The sequence below is a fragment of the Pseudomonas sp. LBUM1679 genome (genome assembly GCF_059695565.1).
Window position 1 is genome coordinate 3,159,051 of the sequence record NZ_CP166774.1, and the last position, 16,880, is coordinate 3,175,930.

A 16,880-nucleotide genomic window follows, 5' to 3' on the forward strand; every position below is an offset into this window, starting at 1 on the left:
GCCTTACCTCATCAACGAACGGGGTTGGTTTTGTCCAGCCACGCCAGCAGCGCCTGGTGGAATTTCGCCGGTTCTTCCATCTGCGGCGCGTGGCCCATGCCTGGGAATTCGACCAGCGTCGACTGGGGAATCACTTTCGCCACCTGTTTGCCGAGTATTTCATAGTGACCGATTTTCGCCTTGACCTCGGGCGGCGCAAGGTCCTTGCCGATGGCCGTGGTGTCGGAAGTACCGATCAGCAGCAGCGTCGGCATCTTCAAGTCCTTGAACTCGTAGTACACCGGTTGGGTAAAGATCATGTCGTAGATCAACGCCGAATTCCATGCCACCTGAGTCTTGCCCGGCCCTTTGCTCAGGCCCGCGAGCATGTCCACCCAGCGATCGTACTCGGGCTTCCAGCGGCCGTCGTAATAGGTGCTGCGCTCGTAGTCGCGGATACCTTGGGCGGTGACCTTCAGTTCGCGCTCATACCATTGATCCACCGTGCGATAGGGCACACCAAGGGCTTTCCAGTCTTCCAGGCCGATGGGGTTGACCAGCGCCAGCTGTTCGACCTGATCGGGATACAGCAGTGCATAGCGGGTGGCGAGCATGCCGCCGGTGGAATGCCCGAGCAACGTGGCCTTCTGGATGCCGAGGGCCTTGAGCAGTTGCTGGGTGTTGGTGGCCAGTTGCTGGAAGCTGTATTGGTAGTTGTCCGGCTTGCTTGAAGTACAGAAACCGATCTGGTCCGGGGCGATGACCCGGTAGCCGGCGTCGCTCAGGGCCTTGATCGAGGTGTCCCAGGTCGCGCCGCAGAAATTCTTGCCGTGCAGCAACACGATGCTGCGCCCGTTGGCCTTGCCGTTGGCGGCGACGTCCATGTAACCCATTTGCAGGGATTTGCCCTGGGACTGAAAGTCGAAATGCTTGACGGTGTAGGGGTACTCGAAACCTTGCAGCTGCGGGCCATATTCCGGGCCTTCGGCGTGAGCGATGACCGGCAGTGCGGCGGTCAGCAGCAGGCTGGGCAGCCAGCGCGAACGAGTCTGGGACATGGGTGAACTCCATAGGAAATCCGCCGATGCTGGATCGGCTTGATTAGGGCGACATTAAGCACAGGCAATCGCGGCGAAAGATCGTTCAACCCATCCAGCCCAGAGTGGCGAGGGCCAGCACGCCATAGCGGGCGCCCTTGGCCAGGGTCACGATCAGCAGGAATCGTCCGAGCGGCTCGCGCATCACACCGGCCACCAGGGTCAGTGGATCACCGATGACCGGCACCCAACTTAGCAGCAAGGACCAGTGACCGTAGCGCTGATAATTGATTCGGGCTTTTTCCAGATGGCGAGGACTGACCGGAAACCAGCGCCGGTCGCGGAAGCGCTCGATGCCACGGCCCAGCCACCAGTTGACCAACGACCCCAGGACATTGCCCAGCGTGGCCACGGCCAGCAACAGCCACAGCCAATACCGGTCGCTCAGCAGCAACCCCACCAGCAGCGCTTCGGACTGCAGCGGCAGCAGGGTCGCGGCACCGAACGCGGCGAAAAACAGCCCGATATACGCACCGGACATCAATGGGCAGGGTAATCCGCCACCACCACGTCAGTGCCGTCCTTTTTCAGGCCGATCACCTGATAGGCATCGCTCATGCCGTCCATTTCCATGCCGGGCGAACCCATGGGCATGCCGGGGGCGGCGACACCCATCAGATCGTTGCGCTTGCTCAAGGCCAGTACCTGATCGGCGGGCACGTGGCCTTCGACGAATTTGCCGTTGATCAGGCCGGTGTGGCACGACGCCAGACGCGGCGGCACGCCATGCTGTTGCTTGAATTCGCTCATGTTGCTTTCGACGCGATCGTCGACCTTGAAGCCGTTGGCCTCCAGATGGCTGATCCACTTCTTGCAGCAGCCGCAGTTGGCGTCGCGGTGAACCTCGATCGGGATCAGGTCGGCGGCCTGGGCCAGGGAGGAAATGAACAGGGCGCTCAGGGCGGCCAGACGCAGATGGGTTCGCATGGGTAATCTCGTTTCAGGTAGCGGCCAGAAAAAATGCATTCTGACCGGTTTTCCCGCCAATTAGGTATGAGAGTGTTTCAAAAGATACCGCAGACGCTGTATTTCCTATTGGCGCTTTGAGTAAGAAGAAGTGGGGCGAGAGCTAGCTTCCTACTGATCGTTCACTGGCTTGCGTGTGGGAAGCGCACTCGAAAATGGAAGTGTTTCGTGTAGGAAAATTCGCTCCAGTTTAGATACCGACGTTTCCTACGAACTCGCCAGAAACGTCCTATTTCCAACTAATTCAACTTCACCAAAGCTTCCAACCCCCAGGACCAGGGTGGAAGCAAAGCCCTTCCTCTCGTCAACACTCAGACCAGGAAGGCCTGACCATGCCCAACCCCGTACGCATCTTCTTCGACCACAGCCGGCACAAGCTGCGCGTCCATAAATTCGACGCGAGCCTTGACGTCCTGGCCTTCCACGGCGAAGAACAGCTCAGCCAGCCATTCCACTACGTCGTCGAATTCACCTGCACCGAACAGGACATCGCCGCCGACCAACTGCTCAACCGCGAGGCCCAGTTCAGCCTGCACCCCGTGCCGCGCAAGCTCACCTTCCTGACCAAGGACCTCAAGGTCAAACCGCTGCGCACCTTCAACGGCGTGATCACCGCCTTCAAACGCCTGTCCGGCTCCGTCGACGAAGCCCGCTACGACATCACCCTGCAACCGCGCCTGGCATTGCTTGCCCGCGGCCAGCAGTTCCGCCTCTACCAACACCAGTCCGTACCGGAAATCGTCGAACAGATCCTGCGCAACCGCCACGACTTCCGCGGCGAGGACTTTTTCTTCAAGCTCACGCGCACCTACCCCAAACGCCTGCAAGTCATGCAATACGGCGAAAGCGACCTGGCCTTCATCGCCCGCCTGCTGGCCGAAGTTGGCATCTGGTACCGCTTCACCAGCGACGATCGCCTGAACATCGATGTCGTCGAATTCCATGACGACCAGCTGCATTACCAGTCCGGCATCGAGCTGCCGTACCACTCACCCGCCGGCCTGAGCAGCAGCGAGCAGGACGGCGTCTGGGCCTTGCAAACCCACCACCAGGTGGTGGAACGCCAGGTCAACATCCGCACCTACCAGCACCGTGACGCCCGCGCCCACCTGGACGGCGAGATCGACCACACCCGCGGCGCGACCACCACCTACGGCGAGGCCTACCACTACGCCGAACCCTACACCGCCCTCGGCGACCGCTATCAGTTCTACGAAGACCTGCCGCCGGAAACCGGCTACTTCTACGCCCGCCTGCAGCACGAACGCTACCTCAACGATCAGACCCGCCTCAGCGGCACCAGCAGCAGCGCCACCCTGGCCCCCGGCCAGAAGCTGATGATCTCCGGCGGCGCGCCCCAGGCCTTCGCCCCCGGTACGGTGATCACCCACCTGAGCACCCGCGCCGCCCGCGATGCCAGCTTCGAAGCCCAATTCCAGGCCATCCCCTATTCGGAAAGCGTGTGCTTCCGCCCGCCACTGCTGGTCAAACCACAGATCGCCGGCACCGTCCCGGCCCGGGTCAGCAGCCCGCAAAAACACGACCCCTACGCCGAAATCGACGTCGAAGGGCGCTACCGCGTGCAGTTCCTGTTCGACCGCGACACCTGGAAACCCGGCCAGGAAAGCATGTGGCTACGCCTGGCCCGGCCCTACGCCGGCGACACCCACGGCCTGCACCTGCCGCTGATTGCTGGCACCGAAGTGGCGGTGGCCTTCGAGCAGGGCGACCCGGACCGCCCCTACATCGCCCACGCATTGCACGACAGCCAGCACCCGGACCACGTGACCCTGCGTGCGCGTTATTACAAACGCAACGTGCTGCGTACGCCAGCCAATAACAAGTTGCGGATGGAGGACACAAGGGGCGAGGAGCACGTCAAGCTCAGTACCGAGCACAGTGGCAAGAGCCAGTTGAATCTGGGGCATTTGGTCGATGCCGAGCAGAAAAGACGTGGTGAAGGGTTTGAATTGCGCACCGATGGTTGGGGAGCGATTCGGGCAGGGAAGGGGTTGTTTATCAGTGCCAATGAACAAGCCAAGGCCTTGGGCGACGTGCTCGCCATGGACACAGCCACGGGCTTGGTCGAAGGTGCAAAACGGCAAATGGCCGACTGGCAAGAGATCGCCCAGGCCCATCACAGCCGTCAACCCGCCATCGAAGGTCTGCAGCAGTTTCACGCCGATGCGCAAGACCTCAAGGCTCCAGTCATTCTGCTCAGCGCCCCGAAAGGCATCGGAGCGGTGACACCGGCCAGCCTGTTGCTCAAAAGTGGCGACGCGCTCTACCTGCAAAGCAACGACGAAATCAACCTGGCCGCCGCCCAGCGCCTGTCTGCCCACGCCAATCAAGGTATCTCCCTGTTGGCGCAGCAGGAAGGCATGCGCCTGGTCTCCGGCAAGGGGCCACTGGACATCGAATCCCACGGCGATGTGCTGAACCTGATTGCCCAGCAGGACATCACCGTGCAGTCGGTGCAGGGCCATCTGCAACTGACCGCCAAGAACGGCATCACCCTGGGCTGTGGTGGGGCCTACATCCGTATCACCGCTCAAGGCGAGATACAGATCCATGGTCCGAACCTGGTCAGCATCAAGGGGCAGCACCGATTTAATCCACCTGCCGGTGAGGCGTTTCCTCTTCCCGAACTGCCCGGGTCAGTGTGCAAGGAATGCCTGAAAAAGGCTCAGGCCACCGCTCAGGGCTTCGTACTCAGGGAGGCACAACCATGACGGCTGTTCATCTCAATACCTGGCTCGACCTGCTGGAAACCTCGTGCGTTCAGGCTTCTACCACCTGCCTGGACATCATTGTTGATCAGGCAGGCAGCGACGCACCGTTGCTCTCCAGGGTCCTCAGTGTCGAGCCTGCGCTGCCCTGGTATTCGTTATTCACCGGACTGCCAGAGGCCGGTGCCGATGAACTGGCTCCGTTGCTGGTGCGTGTCGACCTGGCGCAGCCGCTGCAACGGCAATGGCTCATGGGCCTGATGCAGGCGCTCAGTGGTCGTTCGCAACTCCTGATGTTGACCTCCCTATGGCCTTTCCAGCATCTGGCCGAGCACCTGGGTCGGTGCCTGGAAGCGCGCAACGGTGGCTACCTGGGGCTGCTGCGTTACTACGATCCACGCGTGTTCCCGCTGTTGTTCAGTCATGTTCTAGAACCTGATCAACAGGAGATGTTGTTAGGCCCGGCCGTGTTCTGGAGTTGGCTTGATCGAGAGGGCGCGCCCAAGCGCATCTCGGGACGAGCCGAACGACCAGAGCGGTTCGACCGTTTCAGTCCTATCGAACTCAGCGATGCCCAACTGGACATCCTTTGCTGTGCCAGCGACGCCACTTCAGCCATGGAACATTTGAGCGAAGCATTCCCCTTGGAATGGGGTGTCGAACAACGTTTCCAGTTTTGCTACGCGGCCATGATCGACGCCACCGAAGCCGGGCTGTTGCTGGCACCTCAGCGTGAAGACTTCATCCACGACAGGTTGTGCAACCCATGAGTACGCAGACCTTGCCGGCATCGGAAATGAAGCTTGTGTCGAAAGCCTCAATCGTGAATGTTCCCATTGCCCTGTTCTTGGGGCTGGGGGTGTTGCTCAGTCAAAGCGTACAGGCCAGCACTATCGAAGGCATCAACCATACCCACTGGGCTATTAATCATTTCAGTGTTGATGGGCGTTCGGGTATCGACATCATCGGCCCGTATCAGGGCGGTGGTGGGGGTTGTTGCTATGTCGTGCCTTCGCGATGGCAATCGGGGATGACGGTGCGGGTCGATTGGGAGAGGGGAGCTGGGAGTTCAAAAGGTTATCCCGGGACGGGTGACTGGCCCAAATATTTAGCTTGGGAGAAAAAAATCGATGCACAAAAACGGCTACACAGCCGGGTAGTGCCAGTCCCCGACTACACCGGCGAGAAAGTCTGCGGCATCACCGTGCACTTCCTCCCCTGCGACGAGCTGAAGGTCAGCACCTCCTGCTACGCCTACGGCAGCCCCGAATACCCGATCAAAACCCCGCTGCAATTGCCGGAGCCCCAGTCATGTCCGAAGTAAAGCACGCCCCTGTTTGGTACCCACCGCAATTTCCGCTTCAGGGCCGCTTGCCCAACCGCGCCGCGCAGGTTCACCGGAACATCCAGCGCCAGTGCAATCAGGAGCGCGAATACCACGATGCCCTGTGCGTGACAGCGGGGCGCCGAGTGATACCGCCCTGCTGCAAGACCTTGCACATTAGCCTGTTTTTCGACGGCACCGGCAACAACCTCAATAACGACCTCTACCTGTCGAACCCCAGGCACCCGACCAATATCGCCCGATTGTTTCGCGCCAGCATTGGCGACGGCCATGCCGGCGGCACCGTTCACGGTACCAGTACAGCCCGGGGGCTGACCGATGCGGTGGGCACCGGAAACGGTCAGTACTTCAAGTACTACATGCCGGGTGTGGGTACCCCCTTTACCGAAGTGGGCGATCTGGATTACGGCGATGCTGGTTTGGCCTTCGCCCATTACGGCGAGGAGCGCATCAACTGGGGCCTGATGATGATCATCGACGCCCTGCGCCGTACCCTGAAGCTGCCACGGCTGGACAACTCAGCCTTACTGGCGGCGGTCAAGGCCATGGGCAGTTTGCCGGGGCTGGAGTGGGCGACGGCGTTCGCCAACCGCTACCGTGAATTTCACAAGCAGTTCGCCGACTTGGCCAAGCCCTTACGCATTGCCCTGACCCAGCCGCAGCCGGGCCAGGTCAAACTGCTGGGTATCAAGCTGTATGTGTATGGGTTCTCCCGGGGTGCAGCGGCGGCGCGGGCGTTTGTCAGCGCTTTGAACCAGCTGTTGACACGGTCGGAGTCGACGCCGAATCTGACGCTGCTCGACTTGAAGTTGCCCCTCAGCGTGGAATATCTGGGGCTGCTGGATACCGTGGCCTCGGTGGGCATTGCCGATATCATCCCGGGAGCGACCGGGCATATGAGCTGGGCCGATGGCAATCAGGAGTTGCCCGCTGGCAGTCTGGTCAAGCGGTGTTTGCATCTTGTGGCCAGTCACGAGCAGCGGCTGTGTTTTCCGTTGGATTCTATTCGTCGCGAGAAGGGCGGTTACCCGGCCAACAGTGTCGAAGTGATTTATCCGGGTGTGCATTCTGATCAGGGGGGTGGTTATCCGCCTGGGGATCAAGGGAAGGCGATCGGCGATAACGATCATTTGCTGCTGTCGCAGATCGCTCTAAATGATCTGTATGCAGATGCCTTCACTTATGGCGCACCGCTTAAGGTACCGGAGGATGCTTTACCAATAGAGTTGCGTCATGAACTATGGCGGGCGATGGCACCGGAAGTTGCTCGAGAGTTCACCACAGCGCCTACGCTGGTCAACCGCTTCAACGCCTGGCGGCAGGTGACCCTCGGCCTTGATCCAGCGCTCCGCCCGCTATCCATTGAGCAGGCCGAACTCTACCAACCACTACCCGCCACCGACAGCCTGGAACAAGCACTGCGCACACAGTTGGACTGGATCACCGCCTGGCGTATCGACCGTTATGGCTTTGCCAGCCTCATACAAAAGGAGTTCTACCTTCAGGCGAGTGATACTCAGGCTGACGAGTGCGAACGCAAGAAGGCCGAGGGCGTGCGCGACGCGGCGCAGAAAGCCGTCGAAGCACGGCGCAAAATGCAGCAGACCCGCGAAGGCTTCCTCCGTGAAGCAAAAACGCCGCTGGAACCCGGGATCAAAGACTTCGATGCGGATATGGCGCAAACCCAATTGCGCGAAGCCGCCGAGGAGTTCGCGGCAGCCTACCGTGGCCCAGGCCTACTGGACTCCATTGTGTTACGCGTGGCACTGCTGGCGCTCGTTCAGCACCCGTATCAAGCCACGGAAATGGCGCTCGCTGAGCGCCAACGCATGAAATCCGCGGGGCGAGCCAAGGTCAGCCAATTATTCCCGTTTCCGCGCGGCGTGTGGGGTAACCATCAGGACGAACACACCCGAGGGCCTGTGGATGAAAGCCTTAACGCCGCCAAGCCCGAAGGGCTGCTGCGTGATTTGTTCGACGACCAGGTACACGACTCCCGTGCCTGGTTTCTCTACAAATGGGGACGAGAGCCGGGCGGCAACTATTTCAGCGAACGTATGGTGTTCTTCGGTGACGCCGGCCGTAGGGATCTGGCGCTGTATGGGAAAGACGGTGCAGCCATGCTGGCGAGTACCACGACCCTGCCAGCGTCTGATCCTGCCCGTGCGTCGCAGCCGACGATCATGGGCGCCGAGCGACTGGCTGAAGCGCAACAAGCCATAGACGCGATCTGGGAAGCCTATGACGCCAAGGGTGGTGAGGTGAACGATGCGCTCGCCTGACTCTGCTCTTTGCCGCTCAACACCAACAACCGGCTCCATGTTCACGCTCCGCGCGCTGCTCGGCGTCCTCTGTGGACTCGCCACAATTTTACTCATGCACAACGCGCAGGCCAGTACGATAGAAGGCATCAATCACACCCACCGGGCCATCAACCATTTCAGTGTCAATGGTCGTTCAGCCTTAGACATCATCGGTCCGTATCAGGGTGGCGGCGGGGGCTGTTGTTACATCGCGCCCTCGCGCTGGCAACCGGGTATGACGGTGCGTGTTGACTGGGAAACCGGAGCGAGTGGCGTGAGTGATCTCGCCGATGAATACCCGGGGTTTGCCGACTGGCCCAAATACCTGAACTGGAAGGAGAAGGTAAATGCCCAGAAGCGCCAACACACCCAAGTAGTACCAATCCCCGACTACACCGGCCAGAAAGTCTGCGGCATCACCGTGCACTTCCTCCCCTGCGACGACATCCAGGTCAGCACCTCCTGCTACGCCTACGGCAGCACCGAATACCCGATCAAGACCCCGCTGCAATTGCCGGAGCCCCAGTCATGTCCAAAATAATCTGCGCCCAATGGCGAGAGGTCTGCGAATGAAAGCGGTGATTCGTCAGGGCGACACGCTACGCGAGCACGGGAGAGGCGCCAGCCTGATCAGCTCAATCCCCGATAAGTTGGTGATCTTATGAATACTGCTCCGAAATTTGATCCGTGTCCTCCAGTGCGAGAGCCCAATTATCCACGCTGGTTTCTTATCGGCGCAGTCCCGGTGCTGGGCAGTAGCCAGCTGATCCTGATGAGAAACGACAGTACTCTTGAAGAGTTTGCTGTAACTGTCGGCGTTACGGGAGTAGCGGTGCTTTGGCTCCTGGCGTTTCTGTTGCGCGTGTTGGTTTACTGTCTCAATTGGCACAGTGCCAACTACTACACCAAAAAAGCGCAGCAACTACAGCAAGACTGGTGGGCACACCATCGCCAGAAGGTCGCGCTGATCGATGCTGTGTTGGTGGGCGGCGCCTGCAGCAATCCCGAACAGCGACAACACCTGTTCAGTCCAGACCACCAACCTCCCACGCCAGGCAGCACGCCCGAGGGAGCGACGATCCGACTGCTCCAGGTGTTCGGTGATGAGGTCGCCGAGCGTGAACGGCAGCTGGCGAACTTGCTGGTTTTACAGTGGCAGGCACAGCAACCGGAACCGCTCGTAATGCAGCCGTTGGCTTGTTACTGGCAGGGCTCCCTGGCGACGTGGCAAGCCTTTGTCAAACAGATGACGAAGTGCTTTCCGGATGTTCGATTGCCCGAGGAGCCTGAACCCTGGCAAGGAATCCGTAGCCTGGATTCGATCATTGATCGATTGCAGGGAGCGCCCGTCGAGACCCGCATTCTCTGTGCCGGCTGCCAGTCCTCGCCGCCAGGACCGGAGAGTCTTCTTCCGGCGGGGGAGGCTGCGTTGCTGTGGCTGCTCGGCCCGGAAGGTGGCGTGCGGTTTTCCCGAGGCGAATGGTTCGACGCTGATACCGAACACCTCGTGACAGTAGCCGAACGCGCTCTGCAACAGGGCCAACTAACGGCTCCCCCTCAATGTTGCGTGTCGTTTTCCCAACCAGGTGTGCCAGGTCTGTCTGCCCATGGCTGGAACACCAGCCAATACCGTCAAGACGCCAACTTTGGCGCCCTGGGAAGTCTGGAGGCCATGGTCGTACAGACCCTGGCTGCCGCTTATGCCGATCAGCATCAGGTGCCTTGCGCCTGGTTGGCGAACGATCCTCATCACACCCTGGCCCTTGGAATAGTGGAACCCGATGACTCAATCCGTTGAAACACAGAAAAAAATCTCTCCTTTGAGCACAACGGTACTACTCGCTGTATTCCTGGCTGTGCTTGTCGCGGCGGGTGCCACGGTCTGGTGGTTGTGGGTGGAGTCTGGCTCAGTCAATCGCGCCGTGATCCAGGATTTATTGCTCAAGGGATCATTGTTATGGGCATTGTTGTTCATCGCGGCAGTATTGACCTGGCAGACGGTGCAGGACGGAATCGGCAAGCTGATGGGCGGTTCCCTGGTGCTGCCATCCCCAAGTTCCGTCGAGCCTGATACTCCGCAAACCCAGTCAGAGATACCCAAGAAGATGCGCGAGCGTCACGGTCCCCTCTGGCGCTACAAGGTCCGCCTGCTGCTGGTCGTCGGCGAGCCCGAACAGATCCACGCCATCGCCCCGCAACTTTCAGAAAAGAACTGGCTGGAAGGGCAAGACACGGTCCTGATCTGGGGCGGCAGCGTGCAAGGCAATGTGGAGGATGCGCCCTTTGCACAGTACCGCAGCCTGAACCGATGGCGGGGCCTGGACGGGGCGATCTGGGCCTTGAACAAAGAGCAGTCCAGCGACGCCGCCGCGATGGGCGCCGGCGTGCGCTACCTGCAAACCCTGGCCCGTCACCTGAAGTGGCAGTTGCCGTTGTACCTGTGGCAAGTCTGCGCCAGTGAGTGGCCGCAGCCCAAGCGCATGACCCAACCCGTCGGCTGCCTGCTGCCCGCACGCGCCACCGCCCTGGCCCTGGAAACCTGCCTGGACAACCTGATCCTGCCCTTGCGCCAATCAGGCTGGGCGCAAATACATGGCGACATGAAGCATGACTTCCTGCTGCGCCTGTCGCACGATCTGCAGGTCGAAGGCATTGCCCGCTGGCGCCAGGCGCTCGCGCCCTTGTTCGGTGAATTTGCCCGGGGCCTGCCGTTGCGCGGGCTGTGGTTCAGCCTGCCGTTGCCTGCACACGAGGGCCACGCGGCGCACCATTGGCCCATCGACCCGGCCTGGCAAGGCGTGCTCGAGGACAAGGCCGTGCACAGTCGCCGTTTGGGCGGGCACCCGATCCGCATCGGCTCGGCCTTGGTCATGGGCCTGGCGCTGGTGTGGGGCGCCGGCATGCTGCTGTCCTTCGCCACCCACCGCGTGCAGATCGCCCAGGTGCAAAGCGCGCTGGTATCCCTCGAACAAGCCGGGCAGGGCGACGCACAACTGCTGGCCCTGAACGACCTGATGCGCGAACTGGCACGCCTGGACTATCGCGCCGAACACGGCGCGCCCTGGTACCAGCGCTTCGGCCTGAACCAGAACCAGCACCTGCTGGCGGTGATACAGCCTATCTATGTCGAAGCCAACAACCGCCTGCTGCGCGACCCGGCCGCCGCCAACCTGCAGGCGAAACTCACCGCCCTGATCAAGCTGCCCCCGGGCAGCCCTGAACGCGCCCGACGGGCCCGGGAGGCCTACGACCACCTCAAGGCCTACCTGATGCTGGCGCACCCGGACAAAACCGACGCGACCTTCCTGACCAAGACGCTGATCGACGCCGAACCCGTGCGCGCCGGAATATCACCGGGTCTGTGGCAAGGCTTGTCATCGAGCCTGTGGCAGTTCTACGCCGAGCACCTGGCGGCGCACCCCGAATGGCGCATCAAGGCCGACCCGAAGCTGGTCGCCCAGGCCCGGCAAGTGCTGCTCGGCCAGTTGGGCCAGCGCAATGCCGAAACCAGCCTGTACCAGCAAGTACTCGACGCGGCCGCCAATCACACCCCGGACTTGAGCCTGGCGCAGATGGTTGGCGACACCGAGGCCGGCGGGCTGTTCAGCAGCAAGGCCAGCGTGCCCGGCGTGTTTACCCGCCAGGCCTGGGAAGGCCAGGTGCGCCAGGCCATCGATGCCATCGCCGAGGCGCGGCGCGAGGAAATCGACTGGGTGCTCAGCGACCACCCGGCCGAGCTCGATGCCGACCTGACCCCGGACGTGCTGCGGGCGCGCCTCACCGAACGTTACTTCGAGGACTACGCTCGCGCCTGGCTGGATTTTCTCAATCGCCTGCGCTGGCAGCCGGCCAATAGCCTGGGGGAGGTGATCGACCAGTTGACGCTGATGAGCGACGTGCGCCAGTCGCCGTTGATCGCGCTGATGAACACCCTGGCCTACCAGGGCCAGGCCGGCGTGCGCGGCCAAGCGTTGGCCGAGTCGCTGATGCAGTCCGCCCAAAAGCTGGTCGGCCAGGCCCCGGTGCCGGCGATCAACCAGCAGCTGCAGGGACCGAGTGGTCCGCTGGACGCCACCTTCGGCCCGTTGCTGACGCTGTTGGGCAAAACCGATCCCGAAAGCCAGCGCGGTGACGACAGCCTGAACCTGCAAGCGTTTCTCACCCGGGTGACCCGGGTACGCCTGACCTTGCAACAAGTCAGCACCGCGCCCGACCCGCAGGCCATGATCCAGACCCTGGCGCAGAGCGTGTTCCAGGGCAAGAACCTCGACCTCACTGACACCCAGGCCTATGGCAGCCTGCTCGCCGCCAGCCTCGGCGCGCAGTGGGGCGGGATCGGCCAGACCCTGTTCGTGCGGCCCCTGGACCAGGCCTGGCAACGGGTCCTGCAACCCTCGGCCGCGGGCCTCAACCGCCAGTGGCAGCGCGCAATCGTCAGCGACTGGCACAGCGCCTTTGCCGGCCGCTATCCCTTTGCGGCCACCGCCAGTGACGCGTCCTTGCCGATGCTGGGGCAGATGATCCGCGCCGACTCCGGGCGCATCGAACAGTTTCTGCAGCAGCAACTGGGCGGCGTATTGCGCAAGGAAGGCAGCCGCTGGGTGGTCGATCCGCGGCATAGCCAGGGCTTGCGTTTCGACCCGCAGTTCCTTACGGCGATCAACCAGCTCAGCCGCCTGGCCGACGTGCTTTACACCGACGGTGGCCTGGGGTTGGGGTTCGAACTGCGTGGCAAGCCGGTGCGCGACGTGGTGCAAACCACTTTCGTCCTCAATGGCAACAAACATGAATACTTCAACCAGAAGGAAAGCTGGCAGCGCTTCAGCTGGCCAGGCTACGGCGAACATCCCGGCACCAGCCTGACCTGGACCAGCGTGCAAGCCAGCGAACGGCTGTTTGGAGACTTCCAGGGCACCTGGGGCCTGATCCGCTTGCTGGAGCAAGCCCAAATCACCCCGCTGGACGACGGCGACAGCCGCTACCGCATCGTCATCAAGGCGCCCGATGGCCTGGGCCTGACCTGGCACCTGCGCACCGAGCTGGACGCGGGGCCGATGGCGCTGCTCAAGCTGCGCAGCTTCAAGTTGCCGTCGCAGATCTTCCTTAAGGAGGGAACGTAGCGGGTCAGCGTTGATAGCTACTCATCACCGCAAGAAGCTAAAACTCGTCATCGGCTGTAACATGAGACCCCGTGTGCAGCCCCCCACCCCTGAAAAACGGTAGGAGCCTGGCATGCATTCGGATATACATTTTTCAGCTTCAGACTCACATTCAGGAAAACGCAATGACCCAGTCGCAACGTTTGAAATACTCGATTCTGATCTCCCTGGTCGTGCTGGGCATCATGTTTGGCCTTTCTTATCTGCAGAACACCGGCGTCATCGACGAAAAGCTGTTCCAGTACATTGCCATTGGCGTAGCGGTGCTCGTGGTGGTGATCAATGGCGTGATGCGCCGCAAGGTCAAGCCCTGAGCGACGCTCATCGGCCGGGTTACTCGGGGTGGAGAACGGCGGCGGCCTGTGGATGCAGGCTGTAGCTCTTGTCCGGATTCAGGGTGATCACGCCTTCGCCGCACAGGCGCTTCAACACTTCCCGCACACTGAGAAACGACAACGGGATGTCCAGGTCCAGCAAGTGACTGTGCACGCCCCGCACCCCCAGGCTGCGGTCGCTTTCGGCGGCGGTGAGTAAGGCGTCGATGACCTTCAGACGAATGAGGCTGGTGCGCAGGCCAAAGCTCTTGAGCAGGCATCTGATCCGCTCGTTGCCGTGGCGCTCGGTCCGTTGATCGAAAACGCCGGAGCCCATGGAGGTGCTTTTTGGCGCCGTGCTACCGTCCGTTGGCAGTTGCGAGTTGTACATGCAAAAACTCCTTTTTTAGAGCCTGAACCGGAAAATGTGATGAGCGCTCTCATTCAATAAGACGCATGAGCCGGGCAAATCATGAAGGCTCAGATGTAGAAATTTTGTCGCCATCGCGTCAGCGCCACGTCAGACGCCGTAATGGCAGGGGTTAGAGCCCTAAATTTTTTTCCTTCGCTTCGTCCTTAGGGGGAGGCACATTGCGGGCAACGACGCAGGGTGTGACCTTCGTTTATACGATCAGGAGCGAGCGTGATTATTTCCAGGCAGTTAACCCGGTTGAGCCTTGCCGGTATGTTGGTGGGCTTGAGCCTTGCGGCAAACGCACGCAGCCAGCCGGAGCAGGCGACTGCCGATATCCGGCGCACCAGTTTCGGCGTGCCGCATATTCGCGCCGAGAATGAGCGCGGCCTCGGCTATGGCATTGGCTATGCCTACGCCCAGGACAACCTGTGCCTGCTGGCCAATGAGATCATCACGGTGAGCGGCGAACGCTCACGCTATTTCGGCCCGGACCAATTGACGGTCGAAGAGCGCGAAAACCGGGTCAGCGATGTGTTTTTCACCTGGTTGAACACCCCCCAGGCCGTCGATGCATTCTGGCAGGCGCAAACGCCGCAAATCCGCCAGCTCATGGACGGTTATGTGGCCGGCTACAACCGTGCACTGAGAGAGCGTCGGGCCCAGGGTTTGCCACAGCAATGCCAGGGTGACTGGGTGCGTGAAGTGACCGCGCAGGACCTGGTCAAGTTGACCCGTCGTCTGTTGGTCGAAGGCGGCGCAGGGCAGTTTGCCGAAGCCTTGGCCGGTGCCGCCCCACCCAGAGCCGTCGCTCGAACGACAGCCGCCCCGACCTCATTCCAGCTCGCCGATTCGCGCATGCAGCGCTTTGCCCTGGATCGTGGCAGCAATGCGGTAGCCGTCGGCAGCGAGCGTTCCTTCAATGGCCGCGGCATGTTGCTGGCCAATCCGCATTTCCCCTGGGTCGGCGGGATGCGCTTCTACCAGATGCACCTGACCATTCCCGGCAAGCTGGACGTCATGGGCGCCGCGTTGCCCGGGTTGCCGCTGATCAACATCGGTTTCAACCAGCACCTGGCCTGGACCCACACCGTGGACTCGTCGAAGCATTTCACCTTGTACCGCCTGCAACTCGACCCCAAGGATGCCACCCGCTACCTGCTCGACGGCCAGTCGTTGCCGATGAAGCAACAAACGGTGACCGTGGACGTGAAGCAGCCAGATGGCCAGACCCGGGCCGTGTCCCATGTGATCTACAGTTCACAATTCGGCCCGATCGTGCAGTGGCCGGGGAAGCTCGACTGGGACCATCGGTTCGCCTATAGCTTGCGCGATGCCAACCTGGATAACGATCGGGTGCTGCAGCAGTGGTACGCGATGAACCGTGCAACCAGCCTCAAGGCGTTGCAGGCGTCGGTGCATGAAATCCAGGGCATCCCCTGGGTCAACACCCTGGCGGCGGACGATCAGGGGCAGACGCTGTACATGAACCTGTCAGTGGTGCCGAACGTCAATGCCGACAAACTGGCCAAGTGCAGTGATCCTCGGGTCGGGTTGCAGATGATCGTGCTCGACGGTTCCAACAGCGCCTGCGCCTGGGACATCGATCCGCACGCTGCGCAAAAAGGCATCTATGCGGCAGCGCGGTTGCCGCAATTGTTGCGCAAGGACTTTGTGCAGCACTCCAACGATTCGGCCTGGATGGCCAACCCCGCACAACCGCTCACCGGCTTCTCGCCGCTGATCAGCCAGGACAGCCAGCCTTTGGGGCTGCGTTCACGCTTTGCCCTGGATCGCCTGGGTACCTTGAGCAAGGCCGGCCCGATTGCGGCGGTGGACCTGCAACGGATGGTCATGGACGACCAGGTGTATCAGGCCACCCAGGTGATGCCGGACCTGCTGCAATTCTGCGCGGCGGACCTGGGGGGCGATGCGCCGATGCTGACGCCGTTGTGCGCCAGCCTCAAGGCCTGGGACCGCAGTGCGAATCTCGACAGTGGCCTGGGTTGGGTGCATTTCCAGAACATCATGGAGGCGCTGCAGGACGCACCTGATGTCTGGCGTGTCGGGTTCGATCCGACAGATCCGCAGCATACGCCGCGTGGCCTGGCCGTGGATCGTCCGCCCGTGGCGAAGGCCGTCCGCGAGGCCATGCTGGCATCGGTGGAGCACGTCAATCAATCAGGTCTGAAGACTGACAGCCGTTGGGGTGATATCCAGGTGGTCAGCAGTGGCGGCCAGCAGACGCCGATTCACGGCGGGCCCGGTACCCTGGGGGTTTATAACGCCATCCAGAGCGTACCGAGAACCGACGGCAAGCGCGAAGTGGTCAGTGGCACCAGCTATTTGCAAGTGGTGACCTTCGATGACCAGGGGCCGCAGGCTCAGGGGCTGCTGGCGTTCTCGCTGTCCAGTGACCCGGCGTCGAAGTACTCCCGGGACCAGACCCTGGCCTTTTCGCAAAAACAGTTGAGTGTGCTGCCGTTCACCGAGCAGCAGATCACGGCCGATCCGCAGTATCAGGCCCTGACGATCCGCGAGCAGGATGAATAAGCCGGGAAGGTGGCCAGACAGTA

Annotated in this window: 13 protein-coding genes; 9 read left to right on the forward strand and 4 right to left on the reverse strand. The window is 61.4% G+C overall.

Translation table 11 applies throughout. The features are described from left to right. Positions 1-11 precede the first annotated feature (11 nt). From ACA062_RS14520 to ACA062_RS14530, 3 genes are all read right to left on the reverse strand, one after another. Positions 12-1,037 carry an alpha/beta fold hydrolase gene (locus tag ACA062_RS14520; protein WP_497457002.1) on the reverse strand — a complete coding sequence of 342 codons (1,026 nt, stop codon included), beginning with the start codon at positions 1,035-1,037 and terminating at the stop codon, positions 12-14. 85 nt (positions 1,038-1,122) lie between these two features. Beyond that, positions 1,123-1,557: a YqaA family protein gene (locus ACA062_RS14525; RefSeq protein ID WP_497457003.1), complete on the reverse strand. Its 435-nt coding sequence runs from the start codon at positions 1,555-1,557 to the stop codon at positions 1,123-1,125. After that, positions 1,557-2,003: a DUF411 domain-containing protein gene (locus ACA062_RS14530; RefSeq protein ID WP_497457004.1), complete on the reverse strand. Its 447-nt coding sequence runs from the start codon at positions 2,001-2,003 to the stop codon at positions 1,557-1,559. Before ACA062_RS14530 ends, ACA062_RS14525 begins: the two co-directional genes overlap by 1 nt. 371 nt (positions 2,004-2,374) lie before the next feature. Here ACA062_RS14530 and ACA062_RS14535 point away from each other — a divergent pair, with 371 nt between their 5' ends. The 8 genes from ACA062_RS14535 to ACA062_RS14570 all read left to right on the forward strand — a co-directional run bounded on the left by ACA062_RS14535 (position 2,375) and on the right by ACA062_RS14570 (position 13,892). Further along, positions 2,375-4,774, forward strand: a complete 2,400-nt coding sequence (locus ACA062_RS14535; RefSeq protein WP_497457005.1) for a type VI secretion system Vgr family protein — start codon at positions 2,375-2,377, stop codon at positions 4,772-4,774. After that, positions 4,771-5,541 carry a toxin Tle1 chaperone Tla1 gene (gene tla1 / locus ACA062_RS14540; RefSeq protein WP_497457006.1) on the forward strand — a complete coding sequence of 257 codons (771 nt, stop codon included), beginning with the start codon at positions 4,771-4,773 and terminating at the stop codon, positions 5,539-5,541. The genes ACA062_RS14535 and tla1 overlap by 4 nt, the downstream gene beginning before the upstream one ends. Positions 5,542-5,567: 26 nt before the next feature. Further along, a complete protein-coding gene (gene tli1a / locus ACA062_RS14545; protein ID WP_497457421.1) occupies positions 5,568-6,095 on the forward strand; it encodes a Tli1a family immunity protein in 528 nt (175 codons plus the stop codon). After that, positions 6,083-8,398, forward strand: coding sequence for a T6SS phospholipase effector Tle1-like catalytic domain-containing protein (locus ACA062_RS14550; RefSeq protein WP_497457007.1), 2,316 nt, complete (start codon positions 6,083-6,085; stop codon positions 8,396-8,398). Before tli1a (ACA062_RS14545) ends, ACA062_RS14550 begins: the two co-directional genes overlap by 13 nt. Positions 8,399-8,435: 37 nt before the next feature. Beyond that, a complete protein-coding gene (gene tli1a, locus ACA062_RS14555; protein WP_497457008.1) occupies positions 8,436-8,960 on the forward strand; it encodes a Tli1a family immunity protein in 525 nt (174 codons plus the stop codon). A gap of 120 nt (positions 8,961-9,080) precedes the next feature. Next, positions 9,081-10,217: a KPHS_23130 family T6SS system protein gene (locus tag ACA062_RS14560; RefSeq protein ID WP_497457009.1), complete on the forward strand. Its 1,137-nt coding sequence runs from the start codon at positions 9,081-9,083 to the stop codon at positions 10,215-10,217. After that, positions 10,201-13,539, forward strand: a complete 3,339-nt coding sequence (locus tag ACA062_RS14565) for an ImcF-related family protein (protein ID WP_497457010.1) — start codon at positions 10,201-10,203, stop codon at positions 13,537-13,539. The genes ACA062_RS14560 and ACA062_RS14565 overlap by 17 nt, the downstream gene beginning before the upstream one ends. Before the next feature lie 164 nt (positions 13,540-13,703). Then, positions 13,704-13,892: a hypothetical protein gene (locus ACA062_RS14570; RefSeq protein WP_064677543.1), complete on the forward strand. Its 189-nt coding sequence runs from the start codon at positions 13,704-13,706 to the stop codon at positions 13,890-13,892. A gap of 19 nt (positions 13,893-13,911) precedes the next feature. Here ACA062_RS14570 and ACA062_RS14575 read toward each other — a convergent pair whose 3' ends face one another. After that, entirely contained in the window at positions 13,912-14,283 is a 372-nt protein-coding gene (locus ACA062_RS14575) for a fe2+ zn2+ uptake regulation protein (protein WP_497457011.1), read from the reverse strand. A 252-nt stretch (positions 14,284-14,535) separates the two neighbouring features. On the opposite strand from ACA062_RS14575, the gene pvdQ reads away from it, so the two are divergent. Continuing rightward, positions 14,536-16,857 carry a bifunctional acylase PvdQ gene (gene pvdQ / locus ACA062_RS14580; protein WP_497457012.1) on the forward strand — a complete coding sequence of 774 codons (2,322 nt, stop codon included), beginning with the start codon at positions 14,536-14,538 and terminating at the stop codon, positions 16,855-16,857. Positions 16,858-16,880 lie beyond the last annotated feature (23 nt).

Bases quoted from the DNA above. Each gene is read 5' to 3' on its own strand.
- ACA062_RS14520 (WP_497457002.1), bottom strand. From the start codon at position 1,037: ATGTCCCAGACTCGTTCGCGCTGGCTGCCCAGCCTGCTGCTGACCGCC.
- ACA062_RS14525 (WP_497457003.1), bottom strand. From the start codon at position 1,557: ATGTCCGGTGCGTATATCGGGCTGTTTTTCGCCGCGTTCGGTGCCGCG.
- ACA062_RS14530 (WP_497457004.1), bottom strand. From the start codon at position 2,003: ATGCGAACCCATCTGCGTCTGGCCGCCCTGAGCGCCCTGTTCATTTCC.
- ACA062_RS14535 (WP_497457005.1), top strand. From the start codon at position 2,375: ATGCCCAACCCCGTACGCATCTTCTTCGACCACAGCCGGCACAAGCTG.
- tla1 (WP_497457006.1), top strand. From the start codon at position 4,771: ATGACGGCTGTTCATCTCAATACCTGGCTCGACCTGCTGGAAACCTCG.
- tli1a (WP_497457421.1), top strand. From the start codon at position 5,568: ATGAAGCTTGTGTCGAAAGCCTCAATCGTGAATGTTCCCATTGCCCTG.
- ACA062_RS14550 (WP_497457007.1), top strand. From the start codon at position 6,083: ATGTCCGAAGTAAAGCACGCCCCTGTTTGGTACCCACCGCAATTTCCG.
- tli1a (WP_497457008.1), top strand. From the start codon at position 8,436: ATGTTCACGCTCCGCGCGCTGCTCGGCGTCCTCTGTGGACTCGCCACA.
- ACA062_RS14560 (WP_497457009.1), top strand. From the start codon at position 9,081: ATGAATACTGCTCCGAAATTTGATCCGTGTCCTCCAGTGCGAGAGCCC.
- ACA062_RS14565 (WP_497457010.1), top strand. From the start codon at position 10,201: ATGACTCAATCCGTTGAAACACAGAAAAAAATCTCTCCTTTGAGCACA.
- ACA062_RS14570 (WP_064677543.1), top strand. From the start codon at position 13,704: ATGACCCAGTCGCAACGTTTGAAATACTCGATTCTGATCTCCCTGGTC.
- ACA062_RS14575 (WP_497457011.1), bottom strand. From the start codon at position 14,283: ATGTACAACTCGCAACTGCCAACGGACGGTAGCACGGCGCCAAAAAGC.